Below are 14,839 nucleotides of genomic sequence, written 5' to 3'. Positions count from 1 at the left end.
CAGACGCAGAAATGCCGGACTTTGGGCAACCGGCCAGCACATAAGTTCTTACACTTGATCGCGAAGCTTAAAACTTGTCGCTGCGTGGCCCTATAATGCGCGCCGGTTTTTGGGGTAATGGTCATGAGTACAGAAGATCCGCGGTTTGCAGGCATCGCCCGTTTGTATGGCATCGAGGGCCTGGAACGCTTGCGCGCTGCCCATGTGGCGATCGTCGGCGTCGGTGGCGTCGGTTCCTGGGCGGCGGAAGCCATGGCCCGTTGCGGGGTGGGCGAGATCTCGCTGTTCGACCTCGACGACGTCTGCGTCAGCAATGCCAACCGCCAGTTGCACGCCTTGGACAGCACCGTGGGCAAACCCAAGGTCGAGGTGATGGCTGAGCGCCTGCGCGGGATCAATCCCGATTGCACGGTGCACGCCGTGGCCGATTTCGTCACCCGCGACACCATGGCCGAATACATCACGCCGAACATTGACTGCGTGATCGACTGCATCGATGCGGTCAATGCCAAAGCGGCGCTGATCGCCTGGTGCAAACGCCGCAAGATCCAGATCATCACCACCGGCGGCGCGGGCGGGCAGATCGACCCGACGCTGATTCAGGTCTGCGATCTCAACCGCACCTTCAACGATCCGCTGGCCTCGAAAGTGCGCTCTACCTTGCGCCGTGACTACGGCTTTTCCCGCACCGTGACCCGCCACTACAGCGTGCCGTGTGTGTTTTCCACGGAACAGCTGCGCTACCCGAAACCGGACGGCAGCATTTGTCTGCAGAAGAGCTTTGTCGGCGACGGCGTGAAGCTCGACTGCGCCGGCGGGTTTGGCGCGGTAATGATGGTTACCGCGACATTTGGCATGGTCGCGGCGACCAAGGCCGTGGACAAGATTGTCGCGGGGGTACGGCGCCCGGCGGACAGGGTTAAACCTCAGGCTTGATGTTGCGGCCGAGTGCCCTATCGCGAGCAGGCTCACTCCTACAGGGAAACGCATTCCCCTGTAGGAGCTGCCGAAGGCTGCGATCTTTTGATCTTGTTTGTAAGGTCAAAATCAAAAGATCGCAGCCTTCGGCAGCTCCTACGGGGTGGTGGCCAGTTCGTTCATCCGCGTGAGCACGGCATTCAAGCCATTACTGCGCGAAGGCGACAACTGCCGCGACAGCCCCAGCTGAGCGAACCACTGCGGCAGATCCACCTGCTGCAACTCAGCCGCCGACAACCCGTTGACCCGTAGCAGCAACACCGCCACCAATCCGCGAATCATCCGCGCATCGCTGCTCGCCCTGAATTGCCAGTGCCCGTCGCGCAAATCCCCGACCAGCCACACTTGGCTTTCACAGCCATGCACCCGGTTGGCCTCGCACTTTTCAGCGTCATCCAACACCGGTAAGCGATCACCAAACTGCATCAGCAACCGCGCTCGCTGTTCCCAGCCAGCCGCATTCTGAAAAGTCTGCAGCGCTTCAGCCGCTTCAACCGGCAAGCTCATCGCAACAACTCCAGCGCCTGATCCAGCGCCTCGAAAAAGCGCTCCAGATCTCCCGAATCGTTGTACAACGCCAGCGACACGCGAATCGCGCCGGCCAGTTCGAAGCCTTTCATCAACGGCATGGCGCAGTGATGCCCGGCGCGCACGGCGATGCCCTGTTCGGTCAGCAAGTGCGCAAGATCGGCGTTGTGCACGCCTTCGACGACAAAACTGGCCAGCGCCAATTGCGGCTTGCCCAGCAGACGAATGCCATTACGAGCGGCGAGGCCGCGCAGCAGATAATCGTGCAGCGCCGCTTCGTGTGCCGACACGGCTTGCTGATCCAGCCCGGCCAGATAATCCAGGGTCGCACCGAGGCCAATGACACTGGCGATCGGCGGTGTGCCTGCCTCGAACCCCAACGGTGCGGGGCGGAAGCGCGAATCGTGATAGTTGGCATCCAGCACCATCTCGCCGCCGAATTGCCATGGCTGCAACTGTGCCAGCGCAGCGTTGCGCCCGAACAGCACGCCGAGGCCATCGGGGCCGTAAAGCTTGTGGCTGGAAAACACATAGAAGTCGCAACCCAGCGCCTGCACGTCATGGCGACCGTGCACCACACCTTGCGCGCCATCGACCACGGTCAGGGCGTTCTGCGCCTTGGCCATGCCGAGCAAAGCAGTCAGTGGCTGCCAGGCGCCAAGCACATTGGACAACTGGCTGACCGCCAACAGACGGGTGCGCGGACCGATCAGATGCACGGCAGCGGCGAGGTCAATCAGACCATCGATATCCAGCGGCAGAATCACCAGTTTCAGATTGCGGCGTTGCGCCATTTGCTGCCACGGCAGCAGGTTGGCGTGATGTTCGAGAGCGCTGATGACAATCTCATCGCCCGGCTCGAACAAATGTTCAAGACCGTAAGCCAGCAGATTCAAGGCACTGGTGGCGCCGTGCGTGAAAATTATCTGCCCGCTGTCACCGGCATTCAGCCACTGGCCAACCTTGCGCCGGCTGTCTTCGAACGCTTGCGTCGCATGGGCACCCGGCAGGTGTTGCGCACGGTGCACATTGGCCGCGCCGTTGGCGTAGTAATGCGTCAATGCGTCGAGCAGGGCCTCGGGTTTTTGCGTCGTGGCGGCGTTGTCCAGATAGGTCTGGTCTTGCCGTTGCAGGGCAGCGATGGCCGGAAAATCGGCGCGCCAGGGGGAGGGGATCATCATGTTAGCGGGCCCAGGAGGGTATACGCCTGACCCTGTGGGAGCGAGCTTGCTCGCGAAGGGGACCTGTCAATCAACATGGTTGCCGAATCGCAGACCGCTTTCGCGAGCAAGCTCGCTCCCACAGGTATTGGGTGGTGCTGCTTAGTTGTGAGCGTGCAGCGCTTCGTTCAGTTCGATCGCCGATTTGTGGGTCTTGCACTCCACAGCACCGGTTTCCGAATTACGACGGAACAGCAGGTCAGTCTGACCAGCCAGCTCGCGCGCCTTCACAACCTTGACCAGATTGTTGTGCTCGTCCAGCAGCGCAACCTTGGTGCCGGCGGTCACGTACAGGCCCGACTCGACAGTGTTGCGGTCGCCCAGCGGAATACCGATACCGGCGTTGGCGCCGATCAGGCAGCCTTCGCCGACCTTGATCACGATGTTGCCGCCACCCGACAGGGTGCCCATGGTCGAGCAACCGCCGCCCAGGTCCGAACCCTTGCCGACGAATACGCCAGCGGAAACGCGGCCTTCGATCATGCCCGGGCCTTCGGTGCCGGCGTTGAAGTTGATGAAACCTTCGTGCATGACGGTGGTGCCTTCGCCGACGTAGGCGCCCAGGCGCAGACGCGCGGCATCAGCGATACGCACACCGGCGGGTACCACGTAGTCGGTCATTTTCGGGAACTTGTCCACCGAGAAGACTTCCAGCAGTTCGCCGCGCAGACGCGCTTCGAGTTGCATTTCCGCCAGTTCGCTCAGGTCGATCGCGCCCTGGCTGGTCCATGCCACGTTTGGCAGCAGCGGGAAGATACCGGCGAGGCTGACGCCGTGGGGCTTGACCAGACGGTGCGAGAGCAGGTGCAGCTTGAGGTAGGCCTCAGGCGTGGAAGTCAATTGCGCGTCTTCGGCCAGCAGGGTGGCGACCAGCGGCTTGTGGCTTTCAGCCAGACGGGTCAGCAACTTGCCTTGCACGGCGTCGATGCCTTTCACCGCTTCAGCCAGTTGCGCTGCCTGCGCGGTGGTGAAGGTGATGGCCTGGTTGCCTTCGGTGTAGCCAAGGATCGGCGCAACGGCCGCGACCAGCTCGGCCGAAGGATTGAGCAGTGGCTGTGCGTAGAACACTTCCAGCCATGCGCCTTGACGGTTCTGGGTGCCGACACCAAAGGCGATGCTGAACAGGGAATTGGACATGTGAATACCTCTACGAAGAGTGACGGGCTGCTTACTTCAGAGCGGCCGCGTAGATATCTGGCTTGAAGCCAATCAGGGTTCGGTCACCGAGATCGAGCACCGGGCGCTTGATCATCGAGGGTTGTGCGAGCATCAGTTCGATGGCTTTCGACTGGTCGAGATCGGCTTTGCGTTCGTCGTCGAGCTTGCGAAAGGTCGTGCCGGCGCGGTTCAACACGGTTTGCCAGCCGTGCTCGTCGCACCATTGGGTCAGGTGCTCACGGTCAATGCCGGCGGTCTTGTAATCGTGAAAGTCATAGCTGACAGCGTGTTCATCGAGCCAGGTGCGCGCCTTTTTCATGGTGTCGCAGGCTTTGATACCGAAAAGGTGCAACGTTTTACTTGAAACGGCCAAGGAATCGCCCCCTTTACAGGTGCTGGAAAAAAATGGTGACGGATTATGCCATGACCGGACGGTTTCGTCGGCCACGGTTGTCGTAACGCTGAAAAACCCTGTGGGAGCGAGCTTGCTCGCGAAGGGGGCCTGACAGTCAATTTCTATGCTGAATGACACTCCGCATTCGCGAGCAAGCTCGCTCCCACATTCGGTCCCGGTGTCCAGGCGTGCGACATAGGTGCAACGGTCAGCCACAGCCTAAGGCGCTAATATGGCAGTTCAACGCTGTCGATCGCCTGAGATTTCCGTTTTATGCAAACTGCTTACACCGTCCTGATCCTGCTGATGCTGGTCAGCGTCTCGCGCCTGGTCGGGCGGGTCATCCCGCTGCCATTGCCGCTGGTGCAAATCGCCGCCGGTGCCGTGCTCGCCTGGCCGAACCTGGGCCTGCACGTCGCCCTCGATCCCGAGCTGTTCCTGTTTCTGTTCCTGCCGCCGTTGCTGTTTTCCGATGGCTGGCGCATGCCCAAACGCGCGCTCTGGCAATTGCGCGGACCGATCCTGACTCTGGCCGTCGGCCTTGTTCTGTTCACCGTGGTCGGTGCGGGCTATTTCATTCATTGGCTGTTGCCGACGATTCCGCTGCCCGTGGCCTTCGCCCTGGCGGCGGTTCTGTCGCCGACCGACGCCGTAGCCGTTTCAGCGATTTCGCAGAACCGCTTGCCGACGCCGCTGATGCACATGCTGCAGGGCGAGGCGCTGATGAACGACGCCTCGGGTCTGGTGACGTTCAAGTTCGCCCTCGCTGCCGCGGTCACGGGGGTGTTCTCGTTGACCAATGCCAGTCTGACTTTTGTTGCGGTGGCGCTCGGTGGTCTGGCCGTTGGCGTTGCGCTGAGCTGGCTGGTCGGTCGCCTGCGGGCGTGGATGATCGCGCGTGGCTGGGACGACCCGGCGACCCACGTGGTGTTCATGTTGCTGCTGCCGTTCGCCGCTTACGTGTTGGCGGAACGTTTGGGCGCTTCAGGGATTCTTTCAGCGGTGGCGGCGGGGATGATGCAGAGCTGGCTCGATCTGTTGCCACGCCAGACCAGTACACGATTGCTCAACCGCAGCGTTTGGTCGCTGCTCGAATTTGCTTTCAACGGCTTGATCTTCTTGCTGCTCGGCCTGCAATTGCCGGACATCATCAAAGCGGTGGTCAGCCATGAACCGACGTTGTGGCCTACCCTGTTTTACCGTTGCCTGGATGTACTGGCGATTTTCATTGCGCTGGTCCTGCTGCGGTTTGTCTGGGTGCAAAGCATCTGGCGTTTGTCGGTGTTGTTGCGACGATTGCGCGGCAAGGGTGAGCTGACGCAGGTGCCGACGGCCCGCTCTTGCTGGTTGCTCACGGTGGGCGGCGTACGCGGGGCGGTGACGCTGGCGGGCGTGATGTCGGTGCCGATGCTGATCGGCACCGAGGCTTTTCCTGAACGCGACTTGCTGATCTTCATCGCTGCCGGAGTGATCCTGCTGTCGCTGGTCTCGGCCTGCATTGCACTGCCGTTGTTGCTGCGCGGTATCGAAAAAAGCCCCGACGACAAGCGTCGTCAGGAAGTGCGTGATGCCTGGCGCAAGACTGCCGAGGCGGCGATCCATTCGCTGGAAACTGAAGAGGTTGTGCCACAGGATGCTGCGCAAGCGGCGTTGGCAGCGGAGCTCAAGGCACGGATCATGTCCGAATATCGCCATCAACTCGACGTCTTCAATGATTCCGCCGAAGCCCAGGCGCTGGCGTTCCAGATGGATCTGCTTGAACGGCGTTTGCGGTTGAAAGCACTGCGCGCGCAGCGTCTTGAGCTTTACAGCCTGAGCCGTCAGCACCAGATCGGCGATGACGTGTTGCGAGAAGTGCTCGGGGAGCTGGATTTGAGCGAGGCCAATCTGGGGCAGGTCAAATAGCCGTTTGAACGCTTGCAGCAGGGCCGCTGCTGCAAGCGTTCGCTGATCACTGCTGTCGGGTGATGAAGTCGCGAATGCGTTCAGCCGCTTCGACACATTCGGCCAATGGCGCAACCAACGCCATGCGCACGCGGCCTGCTCCCGGATTGACGCCATCGACATCGCGAGACAGATACGAGCCCGGCACCACGGTCACGTGCTCCTGCTCGAACAGATCCCGGCAGAACGCCGCGTCATCGCCTTTTACATTCGGCCACAGATAGAAGCTGCCATCCGGGCGCTGCACGTCCAGCACCGGGCTGAGGATCTCCAGCACCGCATCGAACTTCTCGCGATACAGCGCGCGGTTGGCGCGCACGTGCTCTTCGTCATTCCATGCAGCGACGCTGGCCAGTTGGGTTTGCACCGGCATCGCGCAACCGTGGTAGGTGCGATAGAGCAGGAAGCCTTTGAGGATGTCGGCATCGCCGGCAACGAAGCCTGAACGCAGGCCCGGCAGGTTGGAGCGCTTGGACAGGCTGTGAAACACCACGCAGCGCTTGAAATCCTTGCGGCCCAGTTCGACACAGGCGCTGAGCAAGCCCGGCGGCGGGGTTTGCTCGTCGAAGTACAGTTCGCTGTAGCACTCGTCGGCGGCGATCACGAAGTCGTACTGATCGGCGAGGGCGATCAGCTTCTTCAGGGTTTCCACCGGAATCAGTGCGCCGGTCGGGTTGCCGGGCGAGCACAGGAACAGTATCTGGCAGCGCTTCCAGATGTCTGGCGAAACGGCATCGAAGTCCGGGTTGAAGCCATTTTCATCAAGGCACGGCAGATAGTGCGGTTTGGCCCCGGCGAGAAACGCCGCGCCTTCGTAGATCTGATAAAACGGGTTGGGGCTGACCACCAGCGCATCGTCGCCACGGTTGACCACGGTCTGGGTGAAGGCGAACAGCGCTTCACGTGTGCCGTTGACCGGCAGCACATTGCGCGCCGGATCGATCCAGCCGCTCGGCACGCCGAAACGTCGCTCGCACCAGCCGGCGATGGCTTCGCGCAGGGCCGGGATGCCGAGGGTGGTCGGGTACACCGCCATCTGATCCAGATTGTTGGCCAGGGCTTCGGCGACAAAACCCGGCGAACGGTGTTTCGGCTCGCCGATCGACAGGGCGATCGGGCGTTTGTCCGGGTTCGGCGTGACGCTGCCGAGCAGGGCGCGGAGCTTTTCGAACGGGTAAGGCTGGAGCTGGTTCAGAGCGTTGTTCATGGGGGCCTCGGTCAATGTCGGATGGCCAGGCGCAATATCAGGCTGGAACGAGCCCTGTGGGAGCGAGCCTGCTCGCGAAGAGGGTGGTCCATCCAACATTGGTGTGCTGAATGACCGCTTCGCGAGCAGGCTCGCTCCCACAGGGTTTCATTGTCAGGCTGTCATTGGCGCTGGTCGCTCCGACAGGGAAAATTCATTGATTCAAATACTGATCCGCGAAAGCTTGATGTCCGGTTCCTGACTGACGCTCAGCTGTTCGACGATCGCATCCTGCAAGCGGCTGCACAGCAGCGGATCGGACAGCGGCTGGTTGTGCGCGTCGGTGATGAAGAACACGTCTTCCACGCGCTCGCCCAGGGTCGCAATCTTGGCGTTCTGCAGCGACAGGTCGAACTCGAGGAAAATCCCCCCGACCCGCGCCAGCAGGCCCGGCCGGTCGGGGGCCGTCAGTTCCAGCACGGTCACCGGACGCTGGGCGTCGTTGTGGATCGTCACTTGCGGCGCAAAGGCGAAATGCTTGAGCTGGCGCGGTACGCGGCGCTGGATGATCGTCGGGTAATCGTCCGGATTGCGCAGGGCCTCGGTGAGGCCTTCACGGATCTGCTTGATCCGCGCCGGGTTGTCGCCGATCGATTCGCCTTCGTTGTCGAGCACGATGTAGGTGTCGAGGGTGAACTGGCTGCTCGAGGTGATCACCCGGGCGTCATGAATGTTCAGGTTGAGCTGGTCCATCGCCGCCACGGTCACGGCGAAGAAGTCATGTTGGTCCGGGGCATAAATGAAGATTTGCGTGCCGCCCTCGAACTCGCGCTGGGTGGTTTCCTTGATCAGCACCAGCGGCCCGCCATCGACCGGTTGCTGCAGGATCGCGTCGCTATGCCAGGCGACGTCGCCGGCGGTATGACGCAGGAAATAGTCATCGCCCAGTTGCGCCCACAGTTGCTCGACATCATCCGGGTCGGTGCCGCCACGCACCAGAATGTCCAGCGCGGCGCTTTGCGTCTGACGGATCTGCTCTTCGCGATCCACCGGATTTTCCAGACCCCGGCGCAGGGCTCGTTTGGTTTCGGTGTAGAGCTGGCGCAACAGGCTGGCGCGCCATGAATTCCACAGTGTCGGGTTGGTCGCGTTGATGTCGGCCACGGTCAGCACATAGAGGTAGTCGAGGCGGGTTTCGTCGCCGACCGCCTGGGCGAAATCGTGGATCACCTGCGGGTCGGACAGATCCTTGCGCTGTGCAGTGGTCGACATCACCAGGTGGTTCTGCACCAGCCAGACGATCAGGCGGCTGTCCCACACCGGCAACTGGTGGCGCTGGCAGAACGCTTCGGCATCGACCGCGCCGATCTCCGAGTGATCGCCATGCCGACCCTTGCCGATGTCGTGGTACAGGCCGGCCATGTAGATCAGTTCGGGCTTGGGCAACTTGGCCATGAGTTTGGCAGCCAGCGGAAATTTCTCCGAGACCTGGGTGTACTGAAGTTTGCGCAGGTGCTTGATCAGATTCAGCGTGTGCGCATCGACCGTATAGATGTGGAACAGGTCATGCTGCATCTGCCCGACGATAAAGCCGAATTCCGGCAGATAACGGCCGAGAATGCCGTAACGGTTCATCCGCCGCAGATTGCGGTGGATGCCGATCTTGCACTTGAACAGCTCGATGAACAGGCTGGTGTTGCGGATATCGTTGCGGAAGTTGTCGTCGATCAGGTGACGATGTTCACGCAGCAGACGAATGGTGTCGGCGCGCACGCCTTTGATTTCCGGCTGCTGGGCCATCAGCACGAAAATCTCCAGCATGGCGAACGGCGTGCGGCGGAACACGTTGTCGTTACGCGCTTCGATGTAGCCGTCGTGCAGCTGGAAGCGTGAGTTGATCGGTTGCGGCGGTGCTTCATCTTCCGGGGCGAGGATGACTTCCTCGAAATGCTGAATGATCAGGTCGCTGAGTTGGGCGATGCTCATCACCGTGCGGAAGTACTGCTGCATGAAGTTTTCGACGGCCTGTTTGGCGTCGTCACCTTCGAAACCGAGCAGGCCGGCAATGGTGCGCTGGTGATCGAACAGCAAACGGTCTTCCGAGCGCCCGGCGAGCATGTGCAAGGCATAACGCACCTTCCAGAGGAATTCCTGGGAGGAAGCGAGCAGGGCGTTTTCGCTCTCGACCAGAAAGCCTTCGCCAGCGAGGGCGCGCAGGTTCAAAGTGCCGTACTGACGGCGGGCCACCCACAGAATTGTCTGAATATCGCGCAGGCCACCGGGCGAACCTTTGACGTTCGGTTCGAGGTTGTATTCGGTGTCGTTGTATTTGTGGTGACGGGCCTTTTGCTCGGCACGTTTGGCCAGGAAGAATTCCTTGGCCGGCCACATGTGCGCGGTACTGGTCACCTCGATCATGCGCTGGCGCAGACGCTCGGGGCCGCAGATGGTGCGACTTTCCATCAGGTTGGTGACAACGGTCAGGTCGGCGCGGGCCTCTTCGGCACATTCGTCGACCGAGCGTACGCTCTGACCGACTTCCAGGCCGATGTCCCACAGCAGCGTAAGAAAACGCTCGATGGAATCGCGGAAAACTTCGTGGTCAGCGCTGTCGAGCAGTATCAGCAGATCAATGTCGGAGTAGGGATGCAGCTCGCCGCGCCCATAGCCGCCTACTGCCACCAGGGCGATGTCGGCGTCTTCGCTCCAGTTGAAATGCTCCCAGGCCTTTTGCAGGATGTTGTCGACAAACCAGGCGCGGTCCTCGATCAGGCGGCGGATGTCGCGGCCATTGCGAAAACGCGTATCGAGGACCTCGCGGGCCTGGCGGATCGCCTTCTTGAACGCCGCGATGGGACTCGCTTTGAGGGCCAGTTCAGCCTGGAACTGGCCGCGGTCGAAGAGTTCGGGATCCACCTGCGGCATCGATTGGCTTTCCTTCTATAGGCTGGGAGCGTTTTGTGAATCAGGCCGAGACGCGCGGGATGGTGTCATCGCTGCGCAAAGTGAAGATCTCGTAGCCGGTATCGGTGACCAGCAGGGTATGTTCCCACTGGGCCGAGAGCTTGCGGTCCTTGGTGATTGCAGTCCAGCCGTCGCCCAGTACCTTGGTGTCGGCCTTGCCCTGGTTGATCATCGGCTCGATGGTGAAGGTCATGCCGGCCTTCAGTTCCATGCCGGTGCCGGCGCGACCGTAGTGCAGGATCTGCGGTTCTTCGTGGAAGACCTTGCCGATACCGTGGCCACAGAACTCGCGCACCACCGAAAAACCATTCTTTTCTGCATGCTTCTGGATCACTTCACCGATGTCACCGAGGCGGCAGCCGGGTTTGACGATCTCGATGGCCTTGTACATGCATTCCTGGGTGACTTGCGACAGGCGCTCGGCCCAGACTGGCACTTCGCCGACGTGGAACATGCGGCTGGTGTCGCCGTGGTAGCCGTCTTTGATCACGGTAACGTCGATGTTCAGGGTGTCGCCGTTTTTCAGCGGCTTGTCATTCGGGATGCCGTGACAGACCACATGGTTGATCGACGTGCAAATCGACTTCGGGTAACCCTTGTAGTTGAGCGGGGCAGGGATGGCTTGCTGCACATTGACGATGTAATCGTGGCAGATCTGATTGAGCTGATCGGTGGTCACGCCCGGTTTGACATGTTCGGCAATCATTTCCAGCACATCGGCGGCCAGTTTGCCGGCGACACGCATGCCAGCGATGTCCTCGGGGGTTTTGAGGTTGACGGTCATACAGGCTCTCTCTGCGCTCGGCGGCGCTTACGGATACGAAACGGGTGGCAGGTGTATATTTGCGACCCTGAAAAACGCGATTCTAACAGACGGGAGGCGCAAATCCGCGCCTGCATGTCTGGCTTCTCTCTATACAATGGAGTCCGTCAGGCCGATTCCAAGGGGGCCGCGCCCATGTCGCGGGTGCGAATACAGATTCCGGGTTCCGTTTCTGCGCACCCTGTGGTATAAAATGCGCCGCTTTCCGGGGATGCCCCGAAAAGCTTAAATCCACACACGTGTCGACACGATGACCTGGGTGCCTTGGGCTTTATGCCTCTGGTTGGTCATTGGGATACGTGGAGGCCAAACCCGACTTATCAAGGAACTATCATGTCCCAAGTCAACATGCGCGATATGCTGAAGGCCGGTGTGCACTTCGGTCACCAAACCCGTTACTGGAATCCGAAAATGGGCAAGTACATTTTCGGCGCGCGTAACAAGATTCACATCATCAACCTTGAAAAAACCCTGCCAATGTTCAACGAAGCTCTGACTTTCGTAGAGCGTCTGGCCCAGGGCAAAAACAAGATTCTGTTCGTCGGCACCAAGCGTTCCGCTGGCAAGATCGTTGCTGAAGAAGCAGCACGTTGCGGTTCGCCGTACGTCGATCACCGCTGGTTGGGCGGCATGCTGACCAACTTCAAGACCATTCGTGCTTCCATCAAGCGTCTGCGTGACCTTGAAGTCCAAGCCGAAGACGGTACTTTCGCCAAGCTGACCAAGAAAGAAGCGCTGATGCGCTCCCGTGATCTTGAGAAGCTGGATCGTTCGCTGGGCGGCATCAAGGACATGGGCGGTCTGCCAGACGCACTGTTCGTGATCGACGTTGACCACGAGCGCATCGCGATCACCGAAGCCAACAAGCTGGGCATCCCGGTCATCGGCGTTGTCGATACCAACAGCAGCCCGGAAGGCGTTGACTACATCATCCCAGGCAACGATGACGCAATCCGCGCTATCCAGCTGTACATGGGTTCGATGGCTGACGCAGTGATCCGTGGTCGCAACAATGTTGCTGGCGGTACTGTTGAATTCGCAGCTGAAGAAACTCAGGCTGCAGCTGAGTAATCGACGCCCCTGGCGTTGACTCAGTAAGCAAAAAGGGGGCTTGGCCCCCTTTTTGCCACCTCGAAAACCATTTGTCGGCGCCCACGTCCGTATTTGTAATGTGCGGCAGCCAACATGGGTGGTTCGGGAAGAATTGAGCGCCCGTTCAATCGGGTGGAATGGTTGAAAACCTATCCAAGAGGAATTTGAAAATGGCAGCAATTACTGCAGCGTTGGTCAAAGAACTGCGCGAGCGTACCGGCGAAGGCATGATGGATTGCAAGAAAGCCCTGGAAAAGGCTGACGGCGACATCGAAAAAGCCATTGATGACATGCGTGCTTCGGGCGCGATCAAGGCTGCGAAAAAAGCCGGCAACGTTGCCGCTGAAGGCGCAATCGCCATCAAATCGAATGACAAGGCAGCCGTGCTGCTGGAAGTCAACTCGCAGACCGACTTCCTGGCCCTGCAAGACGACTTCAAGAACTTCGTTGCTGCCAGCGTAGAAAAAGCTTTCGACGAAAAACTGACCGACGCAGCTCCGCTGATCGCCGCTCAGGAATCGGCTCGTGAAGCTCTGGTTGCCAAAGTCGGCGAGAACGTCAACATCCGTCGTCTGGTTCGCGTAGAGGGTGACGTTGTCGGCACCTACCTGCACGGTAACAAGATCGGTGTTGCTGTTGTCCTGAAAGGCGGTGACGTCGAGCTGGCCAAAGACATCGCTATGCACGTTGCTGCAAGCAACCCTGAGTTCCTGCTGCCTTCGCAAGTCTCCGACGAAGCGATCGAGCGTGAGAAAGCTGTGTTCCTGCAGCTGAACGAAGAGAAGATCAAAGGCAAGCCGGAAAACATTGTTGAGAACATGGTCAAGGGCCGTATCAGCAAGTTCCTGGCAGAAGCAAGCCTGGTCGAGCAGGCCTTCGTCAAGAACCCTGAAGTCAAGGTTGGCGAGCTGGCCAAGAAAGCCGGTGCTGAAATCGTTTCCTTCACTTACTTCAAAGTAGGCGAAGGCATCGAGAAGCCGGTCGACAACTTCGCGGAAGAAGTTGCTGCCCAGCTGGCTGCCGCCAAGCAATAAGACGGTTTTTCAACTGTCGCCCGAAAGAGGCTGCCCGCTTACGCGCGCAGCCTCTTTTCAGATGGGTTACCAATTTTTATTTGGTTTCCACCCGGAACTGACTTACAAAGCCATGTTCCGATGGCGCTGCAGCAGCGCCAAGCTAGAGTGAACGCCAGCTGTAAACAGCTCGCAAAGAATTTTAAATACGCCGCAGGAGAGATTCGCAATGGCTCAGCAGGGCAGTGGTTATCAGGCTCGCTATAAACGCATTCTACTCAAGCTTAGCGGCGAGGCCCTGATGGGCTCGGAAGAGTTCGGGATCGATCCTAAAGTGCTGGACCGCATGGCGCTGGAAGTCGGCCAACTCGTGGGTATCGGCGTCCAGGTCGGTCTGGTGATCGGCGGTGGCAACCTGTTCCGTGGCGAGGCCCTGAGCAAAGCCGGTATGGATCGGGTCACGGGCGACCACATGGGCATGCTGGCCACTGTGATGAACGCTCTGGCCATGCGCGATGCGCTGGAACGTGCCAATATCTCGGCCATCGTCATGTCGGCCATTTCCATGGTTGGTGTGACCGATCACTACGATCGCCGCAAAGCCATGCGCCACCTGAACTCCAAAGACGTCGTGATCTTCGCCGCCGGTACCGGCAATCCGTTCTTCACCACGGATTCGGCAGCCTGCCTGCGTGCAATCGAAATCGACGCCGACGTTGTGCTCAAGGCCACCAAGGTTGATGGCGTCTACACCGCAGACCCGTTCAAAGACCCGCATGCCGAGAAGTTCGATCATCTGACTTATGATGAAGTACTGGATCGCAAGCTGGGTGTAATGGATCTGACTGCTATCTGCCTGTGCCGCGATCACAAGATGCCGCTGCGCGTATTCAACATGAACAAGCCCGGCGCCCTGCTGAACATTGTGCACGGCGGCGCTGAAGGAACCCTGATCGAGGAAGTTCAACAATGATCAACGAAATCAAGAAAGACGCTGAGCAGCGCATGCAGAAGTCGGTTGAGTCCCTGACTCACAACTTCGGCCGTATTCGCACCGGCCAAGCGCACCCAAGCATCCTGGAAGGCGTGATGGTGCCGTATTACGGCGCTGACACTCCGATCAAGCAAGTCGCCAACATCACCGTCAAAGACGCCCGCACCCTGCAGGTTGTCGCGTTCGAGCGCAACATGCTCGGTGCTGTCGACAAAGCGATCGGCAGTGCAGGTCTGAACTTGAACCCGACCAACCTGGGTGAACTGTTGCTGATCAGCATGCCGGCCCTGACCGAAGAAACCCGTCGCGGCTTCACCAAACAGGCGCGTGATGTGGCTGAAGATGCTCGTGTTGCCGTGCGCAATATTCGTCGCGATGCCAACAGCTCGCTGAAGGATCTGGTTAAAGAGAAAGAAATCAGCGAAGACGAAGAGCGTCGCGCTACTGGCGAAATCGACGATCTGACCAAGAAGTACGTGGCTCAAATCGACGCGAACCTGGCGCAAAAAGAAAAAGACCTGATGGCCGTATAAGGGTCGAGCTTT

At 59.7% G+C, this 14,839-nt stretch carries 13 protein-coding genes; 6 read left to right on the top strand and 7 right to left on the bottom strand.

Going from position 1 to position 14,839, the window contains the following annotated elements:
- Nucleotides 1-117 precede the first annotated feature (117 nt).
- On the top strand, nt 118-936 hold the full coding sequence (tcdA, locus tag AC0Z4S_RS11700) for a tRNA cyclic N6-threonylcarbamoyladenosine(37) synthase TcdA (protein WP_039762445.1): 819 nt from the start codon (nt 118-120) through the stop codon (nt 934-936).
- Between the two features lie 138 nt (nt 937-1,074).
- Here the strand turns inward: tcdA and AC0Z4S_RS11695 are convergent, their stop codons facing one another.
- The 4 genes from AC0Z4S_RS11695 to AC0Z4S_RS11680 all read right to left on the bottom strand — a co-directional run bounded on the left by AC0Z4S_RS11695 (nt 1,075) and on the right by AC0Z4S_RS11680 (nt 4,257).
- Nucleotides 1,075-1,485 carry a SufE family protein gene (locus tag AC0Z4S_RS11695; RefSeq protein ID WP_485623088.1) on the bottom strand — a complete coding sequence of 137 codons (411 nt, stop codon included), beginning with the start codon at nt 1,483-1,485 and terminating at the stop codon, nt 1,075-1,077.
- Nucleotides 1,482-2,687 carry an aminotransferase class V-fold PLP-dependent enzyme gene (locus AC0Z4S_RS11690; RefSeq protein ID WP_485623087.1) on the bottom strand — a complete coding sequence of 402 codons (1,206 nt, stop codon included), beginning with the start codon at nt 2,685-2,687 and terminating at the stop codon, nt 1,482-1,484. Before AC0Z4S_RS11690 ends, AC0Z4S_RS11695 begins: the two co-directional genes overlap by 4 nt.
- 141 nt (nt 2,688-2,828) lie before the next feature.
- On the bottom strand, nt 2,829-3,863 hold the full coding sequence (dapD, locus tag AC0Z4S_RS11685; RefSeq protein ID WP_003222105.1) for a 2,3,4,5-tetrahydropyridine-2,6-dicarboxylate N-succinyltransferase: 1,035 nt from the start codon (nt 3,861-3,863) through the stop codon (nt 2,829-2,831).
- Between the two features lie 31 nt (nt 3,864-3,894).
- On the bottom strand, nt 3,895-4,257 hold the full coding sequence (locus AC0Z4S_RS11680) for an ArsC family reductase (RefSeq protein WP_093104271.1): 363 nt from the start codon (nt 4,255-4,257) through the stop codon (nt 3,895-3,897).
- A gap of 294 nt (nt 4,258-4,551) precedes the next feature.
- Between AC0Z4S_RS11680 and AC0Z4S_RS11675 the strand changes: the two genes are divergently transcribed.
- A complete protein-coding gene (locus AC0Z4S_RS11675) occupies nt 4,552-6,183 on the top strand; it encodes a Na+/H+ antiporter (RefSeq protein WP_485623086.1) in 1,632 nt (543 codons plus the stop codon).
- A gap of 46 nt (nt 6,184-6,229) precedes the next feature.
- Here the strand turns inward: AC0Z4S_RS11675 and dapC are convergent, their stop codons facing one another.
- The 3 genes from dapC to map form a co-directional block, all read right to left on the bottom strand.
- Nucleotides 6,230-7,429, bottom strand: a complete 1,200-nt coding sequence (dapC, locus tag AC0Z4S_RS11670) for a succinyldiaminopimelate transaminase (protein WP_485623085.1) — start codon at nt 7,427-7,429, stop codon at nt 6,230-6,232.
- Between the two features lie 201 nt (nt 7,430-7,630).
- On the bottom strand, nt 7,631-10,333 hold the full coding sequence (locus tag AC0Z4S_RS11665) for a [protein-PII] uridylyltransferase (RefSeq protein ID WP_485623084.1): 2,703 nt from the start codon (nt 10,331-10,333) through the stop codon (nt 7,631-7,633).
- Nucleotides 10,334-10,373: 40 nt separating this feature from the next.
- The gene (gene map / locus AC0Z4S_RS11660; protein WP_016771477.1) at nt 10,374-11,156 is read right to left on the bottom strand and encodes a type I methionyl aminopeptidase; all 783 of its coding nucleotides are present in this window, start codon (nt 11,154-11,156) and stop codon (nt 10,374-10,376) included.
- A gap of 372 nt (nt 11,157-11,528) precedes the next feature.
- Here map and rpsB point away from each other — a divergent pair, with 372 nt between their 5' ends.
- From rpsB to frr, 4 genes are all read left to right on the top strand, one after another.
- Nucleotides 11,529-12,266, top strand: a complete 738-nt coding sequence (rpsB, locus tag AC0Z4S_RS11655) for a 30S ribosomal protein S2 (RefSeq protein ID WP_003222119.1) — start codon at nt 11,529-11,531, stop codon at nt 12,264-12,266.
- A gap of 191 nt (nt 12,267-12,457) precedes the next feature.
- Nucleotides 12,458-13,321, top strand: a complete 864-nt coding sequence (gene tsf / locus AC0Z4S_RS11650; RefSeq protein ID WP_016771476.1) for a translation elongation factor Ts — start codon at nt 12,458-12,460, stop codon at nt 13,319-13,321.
- Nucleotides 13,322-13,529: 208 nt separating this feature from the next.
- A complete protein-coding gene (gene pyrH, locus AC0Z4S_RS11645) occupies nt 13,530-14,273 on the top strand; it encodes a UMP kinase (protein WP_011332683.1) in 744 nt (247 codons plus the stop codon).
- Nucleotides 14,270-14,827: a ribosome recycling factor gene (frr, locus tag AC0Z4S_RS11640; RefSeq protein WP_310050041.1), complete on the top strand. Its 558-nt coding sequence runs from the start codon at nt 14,270-14,272 to the stop codon at nt 14,825-14,827. The genes pyrH and frr overlap by 4 nt, the downstream gene beginning before the upstream one ends.
- The last annotated feature ends 12 nt before the right edge of the window (nt 14,828-14,839 follow it).

This window comes from Pseudomonas sp. 1L-B-1-E-C1 (assembly GCF_057291835.1).
This window is presented reverse-complemented; position numbering and strand designations above follow the sequence as displayed.